Consider the following 22,278-nt stretch of genomic DNA (forward strand, 5'->3'; position numbering starts at 1 on the left):
ACATTCCCGGCCGCAAATGAGGATGTGCCTTCCCCTGCCGACCAGGTCCCCGCCTCCTCCCGGCGGGCACAGTGGGCCGCCCGGCCCCCGCGGCCGCCCGGAAGCGGGCTCCGCCTGTCGCCGGGACGGCGCCCGCCCCCGCCGTGGATCCGGTGCCGGCCGCTGCCTCAGCGGTCCTTTTCGAAGACCGAGGGGACGGGCAGGAAGCGGGCGAGCGTCGCCTTGATGAACTGGGAGGTGGCCTGCCGCTCTTCCGGGGATTCCTTGGTCGAGCCGTCGTTGACGACAATCGTGTCCTGGTTGTGGCGCGCGGCCACCGAGGTGAACCGGCGCCGGCCGTCGGCCGTGGCCGGATCGATGTAGTCGTAAGCGATGCGCGACGGCACGGCCGCGCCCCGGGAAAAGGCGTACTGGAAGTAGAAGGAGCCGGCCGCCGCGATGTCCGACTGCTGCCGGAACCGGGCGGCACGGGTCTGGCCAAAGGCTTCCGGGAACGACTCTTCAGCCTCCAGCAGCACGGACTTCCGCAGCGGGGAGGGGGTGTGGAAGAACTTCCGGCTGAAGACGTGCCCCCCGGCGGCCTGGAGCAGGCCCCGGGCGTTCTTCGCCGCGATGGTGGAGACGTTGTCTTCGGGCGAGACGTCCATCAGGTCCACGTGGGCCCGGGAGTAGAAGAACTTCCCGACGCCGTTGCCGAAGAAGAAATGCTCGGGGTTGACGGGGCGGGCCAGCAGGAAGTCGTCGTTGAAGTAGAGGAAGTGCTCCGCCAGTCCGGGGATGCGGTGCAGGTTCGCCTCGATGGCGTGCGAGTTGAAGGAGGGCAGGTCGGAGGGGTCGGGCCAGATCTGCCGGTGGTCCACGATTTCCACCCGGGGGTTGTCCATGTCCAGCCAGGCCGGGGTCTGGCCCGCCGTGACGATCCAGATCTTGCGCACCCACGGGGCGTACTGCTCCAGCGAGCGCAGGCTGTAGCGCAGCTCGTCGTTGTCCGCGAACCGGGCCTCGTCCACGGCGTCCTGGATGAAGGCTTCCGCGTCCGCGGTATGGAGCGCCTCGGCCTTGGCACGCTGCCAGTCCGGATCGGCACCGTCAACCCACGTGTAGACGACGTCGATGGGGAAGTCGACCTGTTCCGAGGTCGGCCGCGCCGCGCGGCGGATTACCTCCTCGAAGGCGTCCGGATGAAGGCTGGGGTCCGGAGCGGAGGTGAACCGGTCGTTCCACACCCGCGATTCCAGGAGCCCGGTCTCGGGGGACACGGACCAGAAGTGGAGTTCGACACCCTGGGCGGCTCCGGCCAGGAAACTCGAGCCCGCGGCGGGGGCAACCCGTTCGTAGATCCGCACGCCGGCCCACGTGGACTGGCCGGACAGGTCCGAGGCCGAATGCAGGGCAGGGTGCCCGGTCCCGCGCGGAACGAGTTCCCGGGCGTTCCAGTGCCCGTAGGCGGGGTCGGTCGCCAGGGCCTTCAGGACCAGGGCGCGGTCGGCCTCAAGCACCCCGAACTTGGTGCAGCGGTTGTTGGAGGCGGGGATCCTCCAGTACCGCACCCCCAAGCGGTCCAGGGTCGCCTCGACCAGCCGGGCCGAGGAAGCCTTCAGCTCCGGCAGGCGCAGGTTCGGTTCCAGGCGGATCATGCTCGGGGTGAGCCGCCCGCCGCCGCGGACAAAGACCCCGCCTGACACGTTGCGCCGGTGGCGGCGGTAGGTGGCGTTGGAGGTGACAATTTGGCGGGCGCGGTCACGGGCCTGGACGAGGGTGCGCTTGACGGACACGAAGGATCCCTTCTGGGCGGTTTGGAACTCCGCCATCCTATCCGGGCCGCCGCGCGGGGCCGCTGCCCGGGCCCGCGGCGGTGGGCGTCCGGCCGGTGCACCGGGCATTTCTCGCTAGAATGGGGTGGTTCCCCGCGCAGCAACCCCCGAGGATGACCATGCACCCAGATGACCATGAATTCGTGTACGAAGGGCTTTCCGTCATATACAAACACCGGCGCTCCCTGCAGGACCGGCGGCATCTTCTGGTGGTCTTCTCGGGCGGCTTCGGCCCGAAGAGGGGCTATGACCTCAACGGGTCGGTGGTCGACGGCATCCGCACTGACATCCTGTGGATCCGGGACCTGTTCGATGGCGACTTCTCCTATTACATCCGCACCCACAAGCACGGGACCCGGGTCGCCGAGGCCGTGGCGGCCCTGATTGAGAAGATCCGGCTCGAACGCGGCCTGGAAAAGCACCACTGCACCCTTTTCGGCATCTCGAAGGGTGCGACCGGCGCCCTTTACCACGGGCTGGCCAACGACTACCCCAACATCGTCGCGGTATCGCCGCGCATGACGATCGGCAGCGGGAACCGGCAGCTCAGGCCGGACATCCTCCGACAGCTGATCGGGGAAGACACCGACGAAGGCGTCGCCGAAATCGACGCGGTCATGCCCGACCTCCTGGCGAACGACACCAACACCGCCCGCAACATCTACCTGTTTTCCTCGCCGGCCGACGGGCAGTACAAGACGGAAATCGCCCCCTTCCTCGCCGACTTCGAGCGCTATGACAACTTCAACTTCGTCCTGACCGACTCGCCCCTGGTGAAGCGGCACCGGGACGTGGCCTCCTACAACGTCCCGCTGCTGCTGGCGACCGTCGCGGCCCTGGGCGAAGGCGCCCCGCCGCGCTACGGCCATGTCCGCAACGGGATCGGGTCCTTCGTTTCGGCGCTGCCCCAGCCTTCGCTGGAAACCGTCCGCCAGCGCCGGGAGACGGTGGGCCGGCTGACCGCGCTGACGCTGCGGAAGGGGCGCCTTTACCCCGAAGGGATCCTGTTCACCAAGGGCATGGACACCCGGAAATCCGGACCCCTTTCCCGGAAACTGACGCTGGCCTCGGACGTGGACCGCAAGGGCTACACCCTGGACACCCTGCCCGACGACAAGCTCAGCCGCACCTATTTCGAGAACGAGTTCTGCGACTATTCGCACGGCCGGTTTTCCTCGCGGAAGCGCGAAGGCATCAACCTTGCGGGGCTTCCCGACGGGCAGTACCGCCTCGGGCTCGAACTCGCACAGCACGGCGTGACGACCGTGGTCGACGCCGTGCCCGCCGATCCCCACGACGCCGCGATGGTCATGGGCGGCAAACTGGTCCGCCTCCACTCCACGGGCGGGTCCGTTTCGCTGCACAAGGGCCCCGTGCTGGGCGCACCGATGCCGGGCAGCCACTTCGAGGTTTCCGGCTCCTGGGCCCGGGGCAACCGCGTACACGTCGAAGGCCGCTACGTGCTCCCCGGGCAGCGGGCCCCCAAGCACGGGGACATCCAGTACCACCTGGTCTTCGTGAAGCCCGGGACGGCCTCCCCGGTGACGTCGCGGGCGCTCGGGACCAGCAAGCGCAGCTTCCCGGGGAACAGGGTGGGGGATCCGCTGGGTGATTATGGGCACACGTACTTCGCGTCCCGTGCCTACGAAGGCGTCAAGGCCGACGGCCTCGCCCCCGGGGAGTACGACGTGTACGTCACGGCGCTGGCCGGCACGATCCTTTCCTCGCACCCCGCCGGGCTGCGGCTTTCGGTGGGTGGAGCGGAAGGGGCCCTCGAGTGCCGGCTGGAGCCCGCCCAGCCCCTGGCCGGGGGCCGGGCCGCCCTGGCCTGGGCCACGCGGAACAGGCCCCGCCTGGTCCGCCGGCTCGGACGGGACCTGCGCCGCATCAAGCGGCGGGTCCTCGCCGCCAAGCGGTAGCCGGGAACGGCCGGGCCTATCCGGCTTTCCCTTATGCTGCGCTGATTCCGCCGCTACGCTGGGGCCCAACGCGTCCGGCCTCCCGGGGAAGGGGGCCGGACCAGGACCCCGGCCGCACTGCCGCGGCCGGGGCCCCCGGCAAGTGACGTGTCCGGGTGCCGGATGCCGGCCCTGGTCGATTGGGGGTGGCTTGGGGTGTCCCACCGGGTTGTTGCGGCCTGCGCGGCGTCCATCGCGCTGGCCTTGGGGGTTGTCCTTGGCGGCGCGGGCCTGGACCGCGCCTCGCCGGCACCGGACCGGATGCCCGTACCGGCGCCGGCCCACCGGTCCTCCGCCGTGGACCCGGGGCCTTCCAGTTCCCCCGGTGCCCGCATCAGGGCGATGAGCTTCAACATCCTGACGGCCGAGAACCATGCCGAAGACAGGCCGTGGGCCGTGCGCCGCTCCACGGTGGCCCACACGGTCGTATCCGAGGGCGTGGACGTCCTCGGCGCCCAGGAGGCCTCGGTCACCCGCGACTGGGAAGGGAACGACGACGGCGTCCCGCAGTGGGAAAGCCTGCGCCGGGTCCTTGCCCCCCAGGGGTACGACCGGGCCCTGACCGGTTCCGACGGCAGGTTCGAGGACTGCGGCCGCAGGCGGTGCTCGGCCGACGAGGAGGCCCAGTTCGGCGTCCACATCTACTACAACACGGCAACCCTGGAGCCCGTCGGCTCCGGCGGAACCGTCAACGTGGACAACGACTGGTGTGAGTGGGACGACCGCGCGATGGTCTGGCAGGTGTTCAGGACGCGCGCCACGCCGTCCACGGCGTTCGTGGCGGTGAACACCCACCTGTACTACGAGGGCATCGAGGAACGCGGGGACCTGGAGAAATGCCGCACCGGGCAGGTGAAAAACATCCTCAAGGCGCTGCGCACCTCCGTGAAACCGGTGGGCCTGCCGGTGGTCCTCATGGGAGACCTGAATTCGTACGCTCACCAGGACCCGGTGCGGACGCTGATCGAGAACGGGTTCGTGGACACCGTGGAGGCGGACGCGCCGCGCAGGAACACCACCTTCAACAGCTTCCACGGATTCAGGAACCCGCCGCCGCGGGTACCGGGCAAGCGGATCGACTACATCATGGTCTCCGGCGGCATCGACGTCCGACGCTGGGAACTGGTGGCAAGGACCAACCCCCGGACGGGCAGGTTCGTGGGCGAAATCCCCTCCGACCACCACCCCATCCTGGCGGTCCTCACGCTTCCCCCACCCCCGCCGGCGGTCACCCCCTGGCGGTGCCTCAGCGCCCGGCCGTTCCCCCTGCGCTGGACCTGCTTCCAGCCGGCCCTGCCAGCCGTCCTTCCAGCCGCCCGGCACCGTCCCGGCGGAACGGCACGGTAGATTGGATGGGCGGAATCGAGAAGGGTTCCGTTTCCCGCCCAGCGAAAGCCCGCCGCCTTGCACCTGAAGTCCCTCACTGTCCGCGGATTCAAGTCCTTCGCCTCCGCGACGGTCTTCGACTTCGAACCCGGGGTGACGGCCGTCGTGGGACCCAACGGCTCCGGCAAGTCCAACGTCGTGGACGCGCTGGCCTGGGTGATGGGGGAGCAGGGGGCCAAGACCCTGCGCGGGGGGAAGATGGAGGACGTCATCTTCGCCGGGACCACCGGCCGTCCGCCGCTGGGCCGCGCGCACGTCTCACTGACCATCGACAACACTGACGGGGCGTTGCCGATCGAGTACGCGGAGGTCACCATTTCCCGCACGCTCTTCCGCGCCGGAGGGTCGGAGTATGCGATCAACGGGGAACCGGCCCGCCTGCTGGACATCCAGGAGCTGCTGTCCGACTCCGGCCTCGGCCGGGAGATGCACGTGATCGTGGGGCAGGGGCAGCTGGACCGGATCCTGCACGCCACCGCCGACGACCGGCGCGGCTTCATCGAGGAGGCCGCCGGCATCCTCAAGCACCGCCGCCGCAGGGAAAAGACGGTCCGCAAGCTGGATGCCATGCAGGCCAACCTGGCGCGCCTGCAGGACCTCACCGGGGAACTGCGCCGCCAGCTCACCCCGCTGGGCAAGCAGGCCGAGGTGGCCCGCCGGGCCCAGGCCGTCCAGTTCGAGGTCCGCGACGCCCGCGCCCGCCTGCTCGCCGACGACCTCGCCACCCTGGCCGGGAACCTCGCCCGGGACAGCGCGGACGAGGCGGCCCTGAGGTCCAGGCAGGACGGGGTCCAGGCGCGGCTGGAGACCGTCCGTGCCGAACTGGCTTCCCTCGAGGCCGGCGCCGCGCGGGCAACCCCCGCCGTCAACGCCGCCCGGGACACCTGGTACCGGCTCGGCGCGGTCCGCGAACGTTTCCGCTCGCTCTCCGCGCTCGCCGCCGAGCGCGCCCGCCTGCTGGGCGCCGGCGGGGCGCAGCCGGACCCTAGCCGGGACCCGGACCGCCTGGAGCACCAGGCAGCCCGCCTGCGCGGGGAACTGGCCGAGGTGGAGGAACAGCTCGAGGCCCGCCGCGAGCTGCTGGAGGAAGCCATTGAGGCCCGCGCGGCGTCCGAGGAGGCCTTTGCGGAGGAAGAACGCCGGCTGGCCGCGCTGCTGCGCGCCGCCGCGGACCGCCGGGAGGGCCTGGCCCGGCTGTCCGGCAAGGTCGGCGCCCACCGCTCCCGGGTGGAGGCCGCCGAGGGCGAACGCGGCCGCCTGCTCGCCGCCGCCGCCGACGCCGAGTCCCGCCGGGCCGCGGCCCAGGCCGAGCTGGCCGCCGCGCAGGAGCAGCCCGCGGCCCCCGGCCCAGGCGGCGAGGACCCGGAGGCGGCGCTCGCCGCGGCCCGTGAGCGCGCCGACGCCCTTCAGGGCCGGGTGCGGGAGGTGCGCGCCCGGGAGGCTGGCCGCGACCGCGACCGCGCCGCACTGGCCGCCCGCCTGGAAGTCCTGCGCCAGGGGCTGGCCCGCAGGGACGCGACCGAGGACGTCCTGGCCGCCGCGCCCTCCGGGATCGGCGGGCGCGTCTTTCTCCAGCTGGAGGTCGCCGCCGGCCACGAGGCCGCCATTGCCGCCGCGCTCGGGCCCGCCGCCGAAGCGCTGGCCGCCGACGGGCTGGACGCAGCCCGGACGGTGCTGGAGGGACTCAGGGCCGGGAACTCCGGCCGGGTCCACCTGCTGCTGGCCGACGCACCGGCCGCCCCGGCCGAACCCGAACCGCCGGCCCCCGCCGTCCCGGCCCGAACCCTGGTGCGGGCCCCCGCCGAACTGGCCGGCGCCGTCGGGCACCTGCTGGCCCGCACCGCCGTAGTCGCCGATGCCGGGGAAGCGGCCGCCGTGCTCGCCGCTGACCCGGCCTGGCGGCTGGTCACCCGCGACGGCGATGTGTTCACCGCGGCCTCCGCCGCCGGTGGCACCGCCGCCGCTCCCTCGCTGCTGGAGACCCAAGCGGCCGTGGAGGAGACCGCCCGCAGGCTGGCCGAGGCGGAGGAATCCCTGGCCCTGGCACGCGTCCAGGCCGGAGCGCTGGCGGGCCAGGCGGCAGGCGCCCGCGCGGAAGCCGACGCCGCCCTGGCCCGGGTGCGTGCCGCCGAAACGCGCAACGCAGCGCAGGCAGCCGGGGTGGCCCGGCTGGAGGCGGCGGTGCGCCAGAGCGAGGCCGAACGCGACCGGCTCGCCGCCGGGGCGGAGGCGGCCCGGGTCCAGATCGAGGCCGGACAGGAGGCGCTCGCCGAAGCGGTTGAACGCCTCGACGCGGCGCAGGAATCCGCCGACGGAGACGACGAGCCGGCCACGGGGACCCGGGATGCGCTTGCCACCGCAGCCACCCGCGCCCGGCAGCGCGAACTGGAGGCCCGGCTGGCCCTGCGCGGGACCGAGGAGCAGGCCGGCTCCCTGCGCGGGCGCGTCCAATCACTCTCCCGGGCCGCCGAAACCGAGCGCCGGGCCCGCGCCCAGGCCGAGGCCCGTGCCCGGGTCCGGCGCCGGCAGGCGGCCGCCGCCCGCGCGGTCGCCGCGGCCGCGGACACCGCCGGGCGGCACGCCGAGGCATCCCTGGAACTGGCCGCGGCTGCCCGAGACCGCGCCGAAGCCGTGCGCACGGACCTGGAGGCGCGGCTGGTGGGGGTCCGCGCCGAGGCCGAGGAGCTGGGCCGGGAGCTGGCCTCCCTGACCGATGCCGCACACCGCGAGGAACTGGCCCGGGCACAGCAGCGGCTGCGGCTGGAGGCGCTGGAAAACCGGGCCATCGAGGAACTCGGGATGACCCCGGAGCACCTGCTGGAGCACTACGGGCCGCACCTGCCGGTGCCGTCCGCGGAGGCCGGTGGCGCGGGGGGAACGGACAAATGGGCGGCGCTGCACCAGGAGGTCGACGCCGACGGGAACCCGGTGCCCACCGAGGTCCCCTACGACCGCGCGCAGCAGCAGAAGCGGCTCAAGAGGGCCGAGCGCGACCTCGCGGCGCTGGGGAAGGTCAACCCGCTGGCCCTGGAGGAGTTCGCCGCGCTGGAGGAACGGCACCGCTTCCTGGCCACCCAGCTGGAGGACCTCAAGGCCAGCCGCAAGGACCTGCTGGACATCATCCGGGACGTGGACGGGCACGTGCAGCGGGTGTTCGCTGAGGCCTTCGCGGATACCGCGGCCCAGTTCGGGAGGGTCTTCGCCCGGCTGTTCCCCGGGGGCGAGGGGCGGCTGGTGCTCACCGACCCCTCGGACATGCTCGCCACCGGCATCGAGGTGGAGGCCCGGCCGGCCGGCAAAAAGATCAAGCGGCTGTCCCTGCTCTCCGGCGGCGAGCGCTCGCTGACCGCGGTGGCGCTGCTGGTGGCGATCTTCAAGGCGCGCCCCTCGCCCTTCTATGTGATGGACGAGGTCGAGGCCGCGCTGGATGACACCAACCTTGGCCGGCTCATCACGATCTTCGAGGAGCTGCGCGAATCCAGCCAGCTGATCGTCATCACGCACCAGAAACGCACCATGGAGATCGCCGACGCGCTCTACGGTGTGACGATGCGCGGGGATGGGGTGTCGGCGGTCATCAGCCAGCGGATCGAGCGGCAGGGCTAGTCCGGCACGGTGTGCCAGAATGTGAGCATTCCCACCGCCAACCCGAAGGGTGCTCCATGGAATTTGCGCGCCGCGTCCGCATTGTTCGCCGCCAAGCGCTGGACCGGTACCGCAGCCTGGCCCGCCGGCCCCACCCGGCGGGGGACTCGGGGGAGAGTTCCAGCGCGGACACGGCGCTGGTCAGCGTGGTGGTTCCGGTCCACAACGCGATGCCGTACCTGGCTGAACTGCTGGAATCCCTGGAGAACCAGGACATGGACCGGCAGCTTTTCGAGGTCATCGCCGTGGACGACGGCTCCACCGACGCCGGCGGCAGGGTCCTGGAGGACTTCGCCGCGCGCAACCCGAACGCCCGGGTGATCCACCAGCCCAACAGCGGCTGGCCGGGGAAGCCGCGCAACGTGGGGGTGGCCGCGAGCCGGGCCGAATTCGTCTTCTTCTGCGATGCGGACGACGTCCTGGGGCCCGAGGCGCTGCGGCGGATGGTGGACTACGCCCGGCAACACGGCGTCGATGTCCTGCTGCCGAAGCTGGTGGGGCTGGGGGGCCGCGGCGTACGCGAGGCGCTCTTCGAGAAGACCCTGCTCGACGCGCCCCTGCGCACGGCGGCGGTGTCCCTGGCGCCGCAGAAGCTGATCCGGCGCCGGCTGCTGGTGGACAACGGCATCCGCTTCCCCGAGGGCAAGGTGCGGCTCGAGGACGGAATCGTGGTCTCGCAGTGCTACCTGCGGTCGCGGCGGACCTCCGTGCTGGCCGACTACGACTACTACCAGCTGCGCCGGCGCGACGACGGCGGCAACATCAGCAGCAGGCCGGTTGTCCCCGAGGACTACGTGCGTTCGGTCACCCGGATCGCGGAGATCTTCGCCCAGGGGGCCCCGGACCCGCGGACGGCGGGGCTGCTGGTGCTGGACCTGTACCGGCGCAAATGCCTGCGGTTCTACGAGCCCCGGCGCTTCGCCCGCTTCCGGCGGCCCGTACAGCGCCGCTGGGTCCTGGCCCACGCGGCCTTCGTGGAACGCTTCATCACCCCGGACCTGCAGCGCCAGCTCGGCGAGGCGAACCGGCGCAAGACCGAGCTCATCCTGGCCCGCGACGCTGCGGGCATGGCCGCCTACTGCGCCAGCGAGGCGCGGGGCCGGTAGGCGCCCGCCCGGGGCATCAGGCCGGGCGCCTGGCCCGCACCGGCAGCCAGGCGGCCGCGCCGAGCAGCCCGATCGCCGCCGTCATCCCGAACGCGAAGCCGAAGCCGAGCCGGTCCGCGATCAGCCCCGCGAGCACCGGGCCCAGGATCGCGCCCAGGTCGACGGACATCTGGAACGTGGCCAGGACCTTCCCGCCCGTGCGGTCCGCCCCGATCACGTCGGCCACCGCGGCCTGCTGGGCCGGGTTCATGAAACCCGTGCCCGCGCCGGAGACGACCGCCAGGACCAGGAACAGGGGCACGGAGGAGGTGAAGCCGATGCCCGCCATGGCCAGCGAGGCCACCGCAAGGCCGGACATCAGCGGGACCCTGCGCCCGTAGAGGTCGCTCACCCTGCCGGCGAACGGCTGGGACACCGCGTTGCCGGCGGCGAACAGGGCCAGCGCCACCCCGGCGTAGGCATCCCCATGGATGAAGGTCTGCGCGGCGAAGAGCGGCACCAGCGCCGTGCGCACCCCGAACGTGGACCACCCGTTGGCGAAGCCCGAGCACAGGGCGGCCCGGTAGGTGGACACCCCCAGGGCTTCGCGCACGGACATGGGGGGTTTGGCGGCGGCGTTGCCGCGGCTGCCGGTGCCGGCATGGCGCAGCAGGACAAAGACCAGCCCGGCCGCGACCACAAGGGTTCCGCCGTAGATGAAGAACGGCAGCCGGTAGCCGAGCCCGGCAAGCAGGCCGCCGACGATCGGTCCGGCGATGTTGCCGGTCAGGAACGCGGTCGCGTACATCCCGGAGATCCGCCCGCGCATCGAGGGCGGCGACAGGCGGGCGATCATGGTCATCGCCGAAACGGTGAACATCGTGGACCCGATGCCGCCCAGGGCACGGAAAAACATCAGTTGCGCGTAGTCCCCGGCCAGGCCGCACAGCAGGGTGGACACCGCCACGGTCAGCACGCCACCGACATAGACGGCCGGTTCCCCCAGCCGGTCCGTGAGCCGGCCGCTGACCGGGGCAAAGAGCAGCCGGGTCAGGGCGAACACGCTCACGATCATGCCCGCGGCCGCGACTCCGACGTCGAAACTGCGCGCGAACTGCGGCAGGATCGGGGCGATCAGCCCGAACCCGATCGCAATCAGGAACGCCGCCGCGATCAGCACCCGGATCTCGCGCGGCACCGGTTCTCGCGGGGCCGGTTCCTGCGGGGCCGGTTCCTGCGGGGCCGGTTCCTGCGGGGCCGGTTTCTGCGGCGCCGGTTTCTGCGGCGCCGCCCCGGATCCGCCTTCCCGCGCGCCGCCGGCGGCAGGCGTGCCGCGCGGGCCAACCGGCCGGGGATCCGGGGTGGAGCGGTGCCCTGGGGACGGGTCGGGGCCAGAGGGAGGAGGGGGAGTGTCCATGACGGGACGAGTCTAGCCGCACGCCCCGCCCGGCGCGCGGGGCGTGCGGTCCTTTCCTGCGCGGCGGCACGGCGGTGGGATGGCGGCTGTGAGAAGCTTGTTTCGTGCCTACCCAAGACCTCTTTCTGATCATCGCTGTCGCCGCCGTCGTCCTGATCCTCGGCGTCGGCACCGCCTTCCTGCTGCGCGGACGCAAGACGCCTCCGGGCACCTACACCAGCACCCGGGACGCGAACGACCAGCCCGCGGGCTCGGGCGGCACCGCCGTGGCCGAACCCGAGGCCCCGGCCGCGCCGGCCCCCGCCGTCGAACCCGCCCAGGCCCCGCCCGTCGGCCCCGACCTGGGGGTGGAGCAGCTTCCGGAGGCTGCGGTCCTGGAGGTTCCCGCCCCGGTCCGCGGCCGCCTGGCCCGCCTGCGCGCCCGCCTGGTCCGGTCCAACAATGCCCTGGGCAAGGGCCTGCTGGCCCTGCTGTCCCGGGACACGATCGATGAGGATGTCTGGGACGAGATCGAGGAGACGCTGCTGCTGGCGGACCTCGGCACCGAACCGACGCAGGAACTGGTCGGGGCGCTGCGGGAACGCGTCAAGGTCGAAGGCAGCCGCGACCCCCAGCACGTCCATGACATGCTGCGCGAGGAGCTGGTCAGGCTCGTTGACCCGTCGATGGACCGGGAACTCGCCTCCCAGCGCCACCCGGACCGGCCGGCCATCGTGATGGTCGTCGGCGTCAACGGCGTGGGCAAGACCACCACCATCGGCAAGCTGGCCCGCGTCCTGGTGGCCCAGGACAAGGACGTCCTGCTCGGTGCGGCGGACACGTTCCGGGCCGCCGCGGCCGAACAGCTGGCCACGTGGGGCGACCGCGTCGGGGTGCCGACCGTCAAGGCAGACGTCGACGGCGCGGACCCGGCGTCCGTCGCCTTCGAGGCGGTGCGCGCCGGGATCGAGCAGGAGGTCGACGTCGTGATGATCGACACCGCCGGCCGCCTGCAAAACAAGGTCGGCCTGATGGACGAGCTCGGCAAGATCAAGCGCGTGGTCGAGAAGCAGGCCACGGTGGACGAGGTGCTGCTGGTCCTGGACGCGACCACCGGGCAGAACGGGCTGAACCAGGCCAAGGTGTTCTCCGAGGTCGTCAACGTCACCGGCATCGTCCTGACCAAGCTCGACGGCACCGCCAAGGGCGGGATCGTGGTCGCGATCCAGCGCCAGCTCGGGGTCCCGGTGAAGCTGGTCGGCCTGGGCGAGGGCCCGGACGACCTGGCCCCGTTCGACGCCGAAGCGTTCGTGGACGCGCTCCTGGACTGACGCCCTCCGGGACGGTTAGGGACTAGCCCGGGGCGCCCTCCGCGTCCGGGGCCTCCCGGGCTGCCCGCGCGTACGACGCGGAGACCCGGCGGTAGACCGGGGCCAGGAAGGCCAGGAGCGCGGCCGCGACCAGGGTGGTCCCGGCCAGCAGGAATATCAGGGCGATGCCCCGGGAGGTGCCCTCGCCCAGCAGCGGGGCGAGCCGGGCGGCGCCCTCGGCCGAGCGGGCGTACGGAATGACCCAGACCTGCGCCACCGGCGCGATGAGGAACGCGGTGAGCGGCGCCGCTGCGGACTCGAAGGCCAGCGCGAACCCGAATACCCGGCCCTGCCGCGGCAGGGGCACCACCCGTTGGATGACCGTCTGCTCGGCGGCCTCCACGAAAGGCACCAGGGCCATATACAGCCAGATGCCGGCGATGTACAGCCATGCCCACTCGCGCAGCGTGAACACCGCGCCGATAATCCCCATCAAAACGACCGCCATGAGCAGGGTGCGCAGCGGATTGGACCCGAGCCCGAACTTTCCGATCAGCGCGCCGCCAACGATGAATCCGCTGGCGCCGAGGGCCAGGTAGGTCCCCCACAGCTCCACGGGGAACATCTCCAGGCCGTAGGGATCCATCAAGGCCATGTAGACGCCGCCGATGAAGTTGTTGAACGTGGAGAACAGGATCAGCGCGAAGAGCCCGGCAATGGCGAGCACGGCGGCGAGGGAGCCGCGCAGGTCGAATCCGCCCTGCGCGTCCGTGGGGGCCGCGCGGACCTCCTCGGGCATGCGCAGGGTGAGCAGGTGCGCGAACGCCACCGCCGTGAGCGCCAGGGCGACGAGGATCGTCCGGCCCATGCCCAGCACCCCGACCGAGAGCCCGGAAAGCACTGAGGTGAGGATGAACATCAGTCCCTGCACCATCCCCACCAGCCCGTTGGCGTTGGCCCGCCGGTCCGGTTCGATGAGGATGGTGACCGTGGTGGAGAGGGCGATGTTGCGCATGTTTTCTACCACAGACCCGGCCAGGATGAGCAGGGAGAAGACCCAGAACCACGGCTGTGCCAGGTCCAGCAGCCGGGCGGCGGGAGTGAGCAGGAACAGGGCCCCGGACGCCATGAACATCAGCAGGGTGAAGGCGGCGGCGAAGCGCATCACGGCCAGCTTGCGGTAGCGGTCCACGAAGGTGCCGAAACCGATGCTGGAAAAGGCGACCAGCAGCATGTAGGCGCCTCCGACCACCCCGGTGGCGATCACGTTGCGCGTCTGCAGGTACACCCAGAACGTCAGGGCGAACCACAGGTAGCTGGTGGTGACGTTGGCCAATGCGGTGTTCGCGAGGATCCAGGCAAAGGTGCGGTGCCGCTGGGCCGGAGGGCGCAGGGAGGTGTCGATGGCCTCGGGACCGGCCCGGCGCGGGACCGGGCCGCCCCCGGCCTGCGCGGACCCGGATGCCGTGCCGGCCGGGAGGCCCGCGCCGCCGCCGGGAGCCGCGTCCGCTCCCGGGGGGACCCGTTCCTGCTCGGTCATGGGTCCCAGTGTAGTGATGCCCCCCCGGGACGGACATGCCCCGGCGCCGTCCCCGGGTGGCGTAATACGCACGCAACATTCGGGCCACAACTTCTTTACACGGCGCCGCATCCTGTAACTGCCGCGAAACAACCGCCTCCGCTGGCCGAAACACGAGTCCGTGACGCTTGTAGCAAGCGGAAATCGCACCAATCACAGGAGGACGGAATGGATCTGACCGCAGGTCACGTCTGGATGATGGTCTGCGCGGCACTGGTGCTGCTCATGACCCCAGCACTGGCATTCTTCTACGGAGGCATGACCCGCGCCAAGGGCGTGCTGAACATGATGATGATGAGCTTCGTCGCCGTCGGCATGGCCGGGGTCGTATGGGTTCTGTGGGGCCACTCGATGGCCGGCGGCGGCGACAACGTCGGCGGACTCTTCGGAAGCCCCTTCACCCAGTTCGGCATGGAAGCGATCCTCAACAGCGAGGACCTGATCGGCGCAGGGTACGGAGCGACCTTCGCGATTATCACGGTCGCCCTGATTTCCGGTTCCATTGCTGACCGCGCCAAGTTCGGGGCCTGGGCGCTGTTCACCCCGATCTGGGTCACCCTGGTCTACGCGCCGCTGGCCTTCTGGGTCTGGGGCGGCGGCCTGCTGGGGGCCGAGGGGGCCATCGGCAGCTGGGCCGGAGAGGCGATCGACTTCGCCGGCGGCACCGTGGTGCACATCAACGCCGGCGTCGCAGGCCTGGTCCTGGCCCTGATCCTGGGTGTCCGCAAGGGCTTCGGCAAGGACCCGAGCCAGCGCCCGCACAACATCCCGTTCGTCATGCTCGGCGCCGCCCTCCTGTGGTTCGGCTGGTTCGGCTTCAACGGCGGTGCCGCCGGCACGGCCGAGGAAGCCGGCCTGATCTGGATCAACACCATGGTCGCCCCGGCGGCCGCGATGCTCGCCTGGATCCTGACCGAGCGCATCCGCGACGGCCACCCGACCTCCCTGGGCGCCGCCTCCGGCATCGTGGCCGGCCTGGTGGCCATCACCCCGGCCTGCGCCAGCGTGTCCCCGCTGGCCGCGATCGGCCTCGGCATCATCTCCGGCGCCGCCTCCGCCCTCGCGGTCGGCCTCAAGTACCGCTTCGGCTATGACGACTCCCTGGACGTCGTCGGCGTGCACCTGGTCTCCGGCCTGATCGGCACCCTGGCCCTGGGCTTCGTCGCCCTGCCGGCCGAGGGCGCCGGCGGCGGCCTCTTCTACGGCGGCGGCCTGGCCCAGCTGGGCGCCCAGACCGTGGCGGCGGTCGTGGCGATCGTCTTCTCCGGTGTGATGACCGCTATCATCGGTCTTGCCATCCACAAGACCATCGGCTTCCGGATCACGGCCGAGGAAGAGATCTCCGGCGTCGACCTGACGCAGCATGCGGAAACCGCCTACGAGTTCGGCGGCCTGGGCACCGGCGGCAGCTTCGTTCCGCACCCGGCAACCTCCGGTCACCTGAAGAGCCACAAGAAGGAAGAGGCAAAGGCATGAAACTGGTCACGGCAATTGTCCGGCCGGACAAGATCGAGTCGATCCGAGGCGCCCTGGAGAGCTACGGGGTCCAGGGCCTGACGGTCAGCCAGGCCAGCGGTTACGGCCGCCAGCGCGGACACACCGAGGTCTACCGCGGCGCGGAGTACACCGTCGACCTGCTGCCCAAGGTGCGCGTCGAGGTCCTGGTCAGCGACGAATGGGCCGGGGACATCGTCGATGTCCTGGTCGCCACCGCCAACACCGGCCGGGCCGGCGACGGCAAGGTGTGGGTGGTCCCGGTCGAGGAAGCGGTGCGCGTGCGCACCGGCGAGCGCGGCGACGCCGCACTGTAGACCAAACGCAACACGCCGCGCAGCCACGACGGCGCGCAGCCACTCGGGGGCCGCCCCGGCGCCGTACACCACGTACGGCGCCGGGGCGGCCCCTTTCCGCGTTGTCTGCCCGGTCCTGCTCCCGGTGCCGCTGCCGGAGGTCAGGACTGGGGCGGGGGAGGGGACGCCCAGCCTGCCGGTCCGCCGCTGCCGGCCGGATACTCCTCCAGTGGAACCTCCCCGGCCGCCCAGGCTGCCAACACCGGTTCGACGATCCGCCAGCAGTCCTCGGCCGTGTCCGCGCGCACCGACAGCGTCGGGTCCCCGGACAGGACCCCCAGCAGCACCTCGCCGTACGGCAGCAGGTTGGGGGAGTTGAGGTCCGCGCGCAGGTCGACCCGGTCCAGCGTGTAGGGGTCCCCGGGCCCGTTGATGTCGAGTTCCAGGGCCAGGGTGTCCGGGCCGAAGCCGATGCGCAGGCGCGTCGGCGAATCGTGCCCCCGGAAGCCTTCCGGCAGGTGGTCCACCGGCCGGAAGGTGATTACGGCCTCCTTGCGCCGGCGCCCCAGCGCCTTCCCGGAGCGCAGGATGAACGGGACCCCGGCCCACCGCCCGTTCCCGACGCGGACCTCGATTTCGGCCAGCGTCTCGGTGCCCCGGAATCCGTCCACCCCCGCCTCGGCCGCATAGTCCGGCACCGGCCGGCCCTGGCTGCGCCCTGCCGTGTAGCGGGCCCGGCGGGTGGTGCGGGCGAAGTCCCCCGGCACGGAGGCCGCCCGCAGCGCCTCGGCGATCCGGTCGCGCAGGTCCCTTTCCCCCAGGGAAGCCGGGGCGTCCATTGCCAGCAGGGCCAGGACATGCAGCAGGTGGGACTGGATCATGTCCCGCAGCGTCCCGGAGCGGTCGTAGTAGCCGGCCCGGCCTTCCAGGGCCAGGTCCTCGTCGTAGACGATCTCCACCTGGGCCACGTGCTCGCGGCCCAGCAGCGGCTCCAGGAGCCGGTTGGCAAAGCGCAGGCCCAGGATGTTGAGCACCGTGGCCTTGCCCAGGAAGTGGTCGATGCGCTGGATGTTCGGCTCCGGCACCAGGCGGGCCAGCGTGCGGTTCAGCTCCCGCGCCGACTCCGCGCTGGAACCGAAGGGCTTTTCCAGGACCAGCGTCGTCCCCTCCGGCACCTCCTCCGGTGCCAGCACCGCGCAGGCCGCCTCCGTGACGGCGGGAGGCAGCGCGAAGTACACGGCCGTCGGGCCCTCCAGCTCCGCCAGCATATTCGCCAGCACCCCGGGCCGCGTCACGTCCCCGGCGCGGTACCGCGTGGCGGCGGCGACCGCGGCTAAGTGGCCCCTGCCGGCGTCGTCCGCCGCCTGCCCCGCCTCGGCGAACACCCGCTCCACGCGGTCCCGCCAGGCCCCTTCGCCGGAGCCGGCGGCATCGGCCCCGACCAGCACCAGCCCGGGCACGCGCCCGGTGCCGACCAGCCCGGCCAGGCCGGGCAGCAGCAGGCGCCCCGTCAGGTCCCCCGAGGCACCGAGGATGAGCAGGGTCTTCACGCGACGGTTCTGGGCTGCGGCCACGATCTCCACACTGCCACCATTGCGTCCCGTTGTCTGCCCGTCCTTGCTAGGCTTGGATGTTGAGTCCAGCGGGCGGCGCCCGCACGCAGACACGCCTAGCGAAAGAAGTGCACTGCACGTGTTCAATTCCCTCTCCGACCGCCTGACAGCGACCTTCAAGAACCTCCGCGGCAAGGGCCGCCTGACCGAGGCCGACGTCGACGGCACCGTCCGCGAGATCCGCCGCGCGCTGCTGGATGCCGACGTCGCCGTGCCCGTGGTGCGCGAATTCACTGCCCACGTCAAGGAACGCGCCCTGGGCGAGGAGGTCAGCCAGGCGCTGAACCCCGGCCAGCAGGTCGTCAAGATCGTCAACGACGAACTGGTGCGCATCCTCGGCGGGGAGACCCGCCGCATCAACCTGGCCAAGAACCCGCCGACGGTGATCATGCTCGCCGGCCTGCAGGGCGCCGGCAAGACCACGCTCGCGGGCAAGCTGGCCAAGTGGCTCAAGGGCCAGGGCCACACCCCGCTGCTGGTCGCCTGCGACCTCCAGCGTCCCAACGCCGTCAAGCAGCTCCAGGTCAACGGCGAACGCGCCGGCGTGCCCGTGTACGCGCCGCACCCGGGGGTCTCCTCCGAGTTCGAGGCCTCCACGGGCGATCCCGTGGTGGTGGCCCGCAACGGCGTTTCCGAGGCCCGCCAGAAGCAGCACGACATCGTCATCGTCGACACCGCCGGGCGCCTCGGCGTGGACGCGGAGATGATGCAGCAGGCCGCGGACATCCGTGCCGCCATCAACCCGCACGAGGTCCTTTTCGTCATCGACGCGATGATCGGCCAGGACGCGGTCAACACCGCCCAGGCGTTCAACGACGGAGTGAACTTCACCGGCGTCGTGCTCTCCAAGCTCGACGGCGACGCCCGCGGCGGCGCCGCGCTCTCGGTGGCTTCGGTCACCGGCAAGCCGGTCATGTTCGCCTCGACCGGCGAAGGCCTGGACGACTTCGAGGTCTTCCACCCGGACCGCATGGCCTCCCGCATCCTCGACATGGGCGACATCCTGACCCTGATCGAGCAGGCCGAGAAGTCCTGGGACAAGGACGAAGCCGAGCGGATGGCGAAGAAGTTCGTCGACCAGGAGGACTTCACCCTTGAGGACTTCCTGGCCCAAATGCAGCAGATCCGCAAGATGGGATCGCTGAAGAAGATGCTCACGATGATGCCCGGCGCCCAGGTGTCCCGCCAGCAGCTGGAGCAGTTCGACGAGCGCCAGATCGACCGCATCGAGGCGATCGTGCGTTCGATGACCCCGCACGAGCGCCGCGTCCCCAAGATCATCAACGGCTCCCGCCGGGCCCGCATCGCCAAGGGCTCGGGCGTGCACGTGTCCGAGGTCAACGCGATGCTGGAGCGCTTCACCGAGGCGCAGAAAATGATGAAGCGCATGGCCGCCGGTGGCGGCATGCCGGGCATGCCGGGCGGCCGCGCCAAGAAGGCCCCGGCCAAGGGCGGCGCCAAGAAGAAGCAGAAGTACGGCAACCCGGCCAAGGCCGCCCAGGCGGCGGCCGAGGCTGCCAACCGCAAGCCCTCGCTGCCGGCGGGCGCCGCGTTCGGCAACGCCGCGAAGGACTTCAAGCCCGAGGACCTGAACCTGCCCAAGGGCTTCGAGAAGTTCCTGGGCAAGTAGGCCCCGGCGGGCGGGCCCGGGCACGATGACCACCACCGGCCTGGACGGCTTCCTGAGCGGGCGCTGGCGCCACCGCGTGGTCGCCACGGTGCTGCTGCGCCGCCCGGACGGGCGCGTCCTGCTGGTCCGCGGCGCGGACCGGATATGGAAGCTGCCCGGCGGGGCGGTCCGCCCGGAATCCTCCCCGCGCGCCACCGCCGAGCGGGCGCTGCGCCGCCTGGGTCTGGACGGCGGCCTGGGCCGACTGCTGGTCCAGGACTTCGCCACCGGGACCGACGGCGGCTCGCTCTCCCTGGTCTTCGACGGCGGCACCTGGGACACGTCCGGGACGGTCTTCACCGCCCCGGACGGCGTGGAGGCCGCGTTCTCCCACCCCGAAGCGGTATCCCGGCTCCTGGAACCGGCCGACGGCGAACGGGCCGCCGCCGCGCTGTGGGCGCTTGAGCTGGGCGGGACGGCCGAACTCGAGGACGGCCGCGATGCCACGCCGCGGCAGCGCCCGGGCAGCACCGGCCCGGGCCGCCGGCTCATGCCGGAGCTGCCGCCGGTGCCGGGGATCCTGCGCCGGGACTGAGCCCCGCGCCGCCACGCCGCGCCGCCACGCCGGTGCGGTTAGCGGAGAAGGGAACCCTCTGGCATAATGGCAAGGTACTCGATGGCACGTGGCCCCTCTCTCCGCGCGCCGTCTTGTCCTTTGAACCCGCGAAGTACGGCCCGCCCCACGGGAGCAGAAACCCGGGTTCGACCTTTTCACCAGAAATAGGAGTGACCACAAAAGTGGCCGTTAAGATTCGCCTGAAGCGCTTCGGCAAGATGCGCGCCCCGTACTACCGCATCGTTGTCGCGGATTCCCGCACCAAGCGCGATGGCCGTGCCATCGAGGAGATCGGCAAGTACCACCCGACCGAGGAGCCCTCGTTCATCGAGGTCAACTCCGAGCGTGCCCAGCACTGGCTGTCCGTCGGCGCCCAGCCGACCGAGCAGGTTGCCGCGATCCTGAAGATCACCGGTGACTGGCAGAAGTTCAAGGGCCTGCCGGGCCAGGAAGGCACCCTGAAGAGCAAGGCTCCGAAGGAGGCCTTCGTTGTGCCGCAGAAGGGCTCGGTCATCCTGCCCGAGGCCATCACCAAGAAGGCCGCCAAGGTCGAGGAGACCGAAGCCGCCGAGGCTGAAGCCACCGAGGCCGAGTAGCAGTGCTGGCCGAGGCGCTCGACCACCTGGTGCGCGGAATCGTCGATTCTCCGGACGACGTGACCGTTGAGCTCAAGAGCAACCGCCGCGGGGAGACCCTTGAGGTGCGCGTCCACCCGGACGACCTGGGCCGGGTCATCGGCCGCCAGGGACGCACCGCGAAGGCCCTCCGCACCGTGGTCGCGGCCTTGGCCGACGGCGAGCCGATCCGCGTCGACGTTGTCGACACGGACCGCCGCCGGTAGCCGCGCAAGCGGCATCACCCACGCGCACCGGCCCCGCACCGAACACGGTGCGGGGCCGGTGCCGTTAAAAGCCCCATCCAGGGCCCCGAAGTACCCGCCCCCGCCCTGTCCCACCGCCACGGGCCCGCGGGTCCAGGGGCCGGCCGGGCACCCCGCCAGAGACACCCCAAGAAGGAGCAAGCATGCGCCTCCAGGTCGCACGCATCGGCAAGCCGCACGGAATCCGCGGCGAGGTCACCGTCCAGGTCATGACCGACGCCCCCGAGGAACGCTTCCTCCCCGGCACCGAACTGATTGTCGAGCCGGCCAAGCTGGGCACGCTCACGGTCGCCGGCGCCCGCTGGAACAAGGACATCCTGCTGCTGGCCTTCAAGGAGGTCCGCGACCGCAACACGGCCGAAACGCTGCGCGGGGCCCAGCTGTTCGTAGACGCCGAAGACGACGAGGACGACGAGGACGCCTGGTATGAGCACGAGCTCGAGGGCCTGGACGTGCGCGTGGATGGCGCCTCCGTGGGCAAGGTCACCGGCCTGCGCACACACGCCGCGCAGGACCTGCTGATCGTCGAGGCCGCCGACGGCGCCGAGGTGCTGGTGCCCTTCGTCGAGGAAATCGTTCCCGAGGTGGACCTCGAGGGCGGGTTCGTGGTTGTCACCCCGCCGCCGGGGCTCTTCGAACTCAACCGGGACGACGCGGAGGGGCGGGACTAGGGTGCGCATCGACGTCGTCAGCATCTTCCCCGAATACCTGGCCGCGCTGGACCTGTCCCTGATCGGCAAGGCCCGCCGCGAGGGCCTGCTGGACCTGCGGGTCCAGGACCTGCGCGAGCGCACCACCGACCGGCACCACACCGTGGACGACACCCCCTACGGCGGCGGCGCGGGCATGGTCATGAAGCCGGAGCCGTGGGCGGCCGCCCTCGCGGAAATCGCTGAGACGTCTCCGGTGCCGCCGGGCCGGAAGCCGCTGCTGATCGTCCCGTCCCCGGCCGGGGCCGTGTTCACCCAGGCGATGGCCCACGAGCTCGCCGCGGAGCCTCACCTGGCGTTTGCCTGCGGCCGCTACGAGGGCATCGACGAGCGGGTGCTCGAATGGGCCGCCGAACGCTTCGAGGTCCGCCCCGTTTCCTTGGGCGACTACGTCCTCAACGGCGGCGAGGTCGCGGTGCTGGCCATGGTGGAGGCGATCGGGCGGCTGGTCCCGGGAGTGGTCGGCAACCCCGAATCCCTCGTCGAGGAGTCCCACTCCGACGGCCTGCTCGAGTACCCCGTCTACACCAAGCCCGCGGTGTGGGAGGGGCGCGCGGTGCCCGAGGTCCTGCTCGGAGGCAACCACGGCAAGATCGCCCGTCACCGCCGCAACGAACAGCTCCGGCGCACCGCGGCCCGCCGCCCGGACCTGATCCTTGCGCTGGACCCGGCGACCCTGAACGCGAAGGACCGCGACACGCTCTGGCATGCGGGCTTCATGCTGGACCAGGGGCGGATCGTCCGGCGCCCCGACGCCGGCGGGGACCCGGAAGCGCCCGCACACCCCGCCTGACCGCGACCGGCGGAGAACCGCCCTGCGGGGGATTCACCTGGTGGGGGATTCGCCTGGCCGCCGATGCTGTGGCAAAATGGGTGTTTGTGCCTGC

17 protein-coding genes are annotated in these 22,278 nt (G+C 71.6%); 13 read left to right on the forward strand and 4 right to left on the reverse strand.

Features of this window, described 5'->3' with window-relative positions; all coding sequences use genetic code 11:
• Positions 1-167: 167 nt before the first annotated feature.
• Positions 168-1,811, reverse strand: coding sequence for a Stealth CR1 domain-containing protein (locus NCCP_RS02145; RefSeq protein WP_172627257.1), 1,644 nt, complete (start codon positions 1,809-1,811; stop codon positions 168-170).
• A 122-nt stretch (positions 1,812-1,933) separates the two neighbouring features.
• Between NCCP_RS02145 and NCCP_RS02150 the strand changes: the two genes are divergently transcribed.
• The 4 genes from NCCP_RS02150 (at position 1,934) to NCCP_RS02165 (ending at position 9,909) form a co-directional block, all read left to right on the forward strand.
• A complete protein-coding gene (locus NCCP_RS02150) occupies positions 1,934-3,733 on the forward strand; it encodes a hypothetical protein (RefSeq protein ID WP_149955419.1) in 1,800 nt (599 codons plus the stop codon).
• A gap of 195 nt (positions 3,734-3,928) precedes the next feature.
• Positions 3,929-5,119 (forward strand): endonuclease/exonuclease/phosphatase family protein, encoded by a 1,191-nt coding sequence (locus NCCP_RS02155; protein ID WP_172627258.1) that lies wholly within the window; start codon positions 3,929-3,931, stop codon positions 5,117-5,119.
• Between the two features lie 57 nt (positions 5,120-5,176).
• Positions 5,177-8,764 carry a chromosome segregation protein SMC gene (gene smc, locus NCCP_RS02160; protein ID WP_149955421.1) on the forward strand — a complete coding sequence of 1,196 codons (3,588 nt, stop codon included), beginning with the start codon at positions 5,177-5,179 and terminating at the stop codon, positions 8,762-8,764.
• Positions 8,765-8,820: 56 nt separating this feature from the next.
• Positions 8,821-9,909 carry a glycosyltransferase family 2 protein gene (locus NCCP_RS02165; RefSeq protein ID WP_149955422.1) on the forward strand — a complete coding sequence of 363 codons (1,089 nt, stop codon included), beginning with the start codon at positions 8,821-8,823 and terminating at the stop codon, positions 9,907-9,909.
• A 16-nt stretch (positions 9,910-9,925) separates the two neighbouring features.
• On the opposite strand, the gene NCCP_RS15400 is transcribed toward NCCP_RS02165, so the two are convergent.
• Positions 9,926-11,086, reverse strand: coding sequence for an MFS transporter (locus NCCP_RS15400; protein ID WP_263970112.1), 1,161 nt, complete (start codon positions 11,084-11,086; stop codon positions 9,926-9,928).
• Between the two features lie 323 nt (positions 11,087-11,409).
• Here NCCP_RS15400 and ftsY point away from each other — a divergent pair, with 323 nt between their 5' ends.
• A complete protein-coding gene (ftsY, locus tag NCCP_RS02175; RefSeq protein ID WP_149955424.1) occupies positions 11,410-12,615 on the forward strand; it encodes a signal recognition particle-docking protein FtsY in 1,206 nt (401 codons plus the stop codon).
• Positions 12,616-12,637: 22 nt separating this feature from the next.
• Here the strand turns inward: ftsY and NCCP_RS02180 are convergent, their stop codons facing one another.
• A complete protein-coding gene (locus NCCP_RS02180) occupies positions 12,638-14,134 on the reverse strand; it encodes an MFS transporter (protein ID WP_149955425.1) in 1,497 nt (498 codons plus the stop codon).
• 207 nt (positions 14,135-14,341) lie between these two features.
• On the opposite strand from NCCP_RS02180, the gene NCCP_RS02185 reads away from it, so the two are divergent.
• Positions 14,342-15,649 carry an ammonium transporter gene (locus NCCP_RS02185; RefSeq protein WP_149955426.1) on the forward strand — a complete coding sequence of 436 codons (1,308 nt, stop codon included), beginning with the start codon at positions 14,342-14,344 and terminating at the stop codon, positions 15,647-15,649.
• A complete protein-coding gene (locus NCCP_RS02190; protein WP_149955427.1) occupies positions 15,646-15,984 on the forward strand; it encodes a P-II family nitrogen regulator in 339 nt (112 codons plus the stop codon). The genes NCCP_RS02185 and NCCP_RS02190 overlap by 4 nt, the downstream gene beginning before the upstream one ends.
• Positions 15,985-16,124: 140 nt before the next feature.
• On the opposite strand, the gene NCCP_RS02195 is transcribed toward NCCP_RS02190, so the two are convergent.
• Positions 16,125-17,537, reverse strand: coding sequence for a glucose-6-phosphate dehydrogenase (locus NCCP_RS02195; RefSeq protein ID WP_225873623.1), 1,413 nt, complete (start codon positions 17,535-17,537; stop codon positions 16,125-16,127).
• Positions 17,538-17,655: 118 nt separating this feature from the next.
• Here NCCP_RS02195 and ffh point away from each other — a divergent pair, with 118 nt between their 5' ends.
• The 6 genes from ffh (at position 17,656) to trmD (ending at position 22,184) form a co-directional block, all read left to right on the forward strand.
• On the forward strand, positions 17,656-19,206 hold the full coding sequence (gene ffh, locus NCCP_RS02200; RefSeq protein ID WP_149955428.1) for a signal recognition particle protein: 1,551 nt from the start codon (positions 17,656-17,658) through the stop codon (positions 19,204-19,206).
• A gap of 25 nt (positions 19,207-19,231) precedes the next feature.
• Positions 19,232-19,780: an NUDIX domain-containing protein gene (locus NCCP_RS02205; RefSeq protein WP_149955429.1), complete on the forward strand. Its 549-nt coding sequence runs from the start codon at positions 19,232-19,234 to the stop codon at positions 19,778-19,780.
• A 203-nt stretch (positions 19,781-19,983) separates the two neighbouring features.
• Positions 19,984-20,397, forward strand: coding sequence for a 30S ribosomal protein S16 (rpsP, locus tag NCCP_RS02210; protein WP_149955430.1), 414 nt, complete (start codon positions 19,984-19,986; stop codon positions 20,395-20,397).
• 2 nt (positions 20,398-20,399) lie between these two features.
• Positions 20,400-20,642, forward strand: coding sequence for an RNA-binding protein (locus tag NCCP_RS02215; protein WP_149955431.1), 243 nt, complete (start codon positions 20,400-20,402; stop codon positions 20,640-20,642).
• Between the two features lie 182 nt (positions 20,643-20,824).
• Positions 20,825-21,352, forward strand: coding sequence for a ribosome maturation factor RimM (rimM, locus tag NCCP_RS02220; protein WP_149955432.1), 528 nt, complete (start codon positions 20,825-20,827; stop codon positions 21,350-21,352).
• 1 nt (position 21,353) lies between these two features.
• Positions 21,354-22,184: a tRNA (guanosine(37)-N1)-methyltransferase TrmD gene (gene trmD / locus NCCP_RS02225; protein ID WP_149955433.1), complete on the forward strand. Its 831-nt coding sequence runs from the start codon at positions 21,354-21,356 to the stop codon at positions 22,182-22,184.
• Positions 22,185-22,278 lie beyond the last annotated feature (94 nt).

It is taken from the genome of Zafaria cholistanensis, from assembly GCF_008580665.1.
Lineage (GTDB): Bacteria > Actinomycetota > Actinomycetes > Actinomycetales > Micrococcaceae > Zafaria > Zafaria cholistanensis.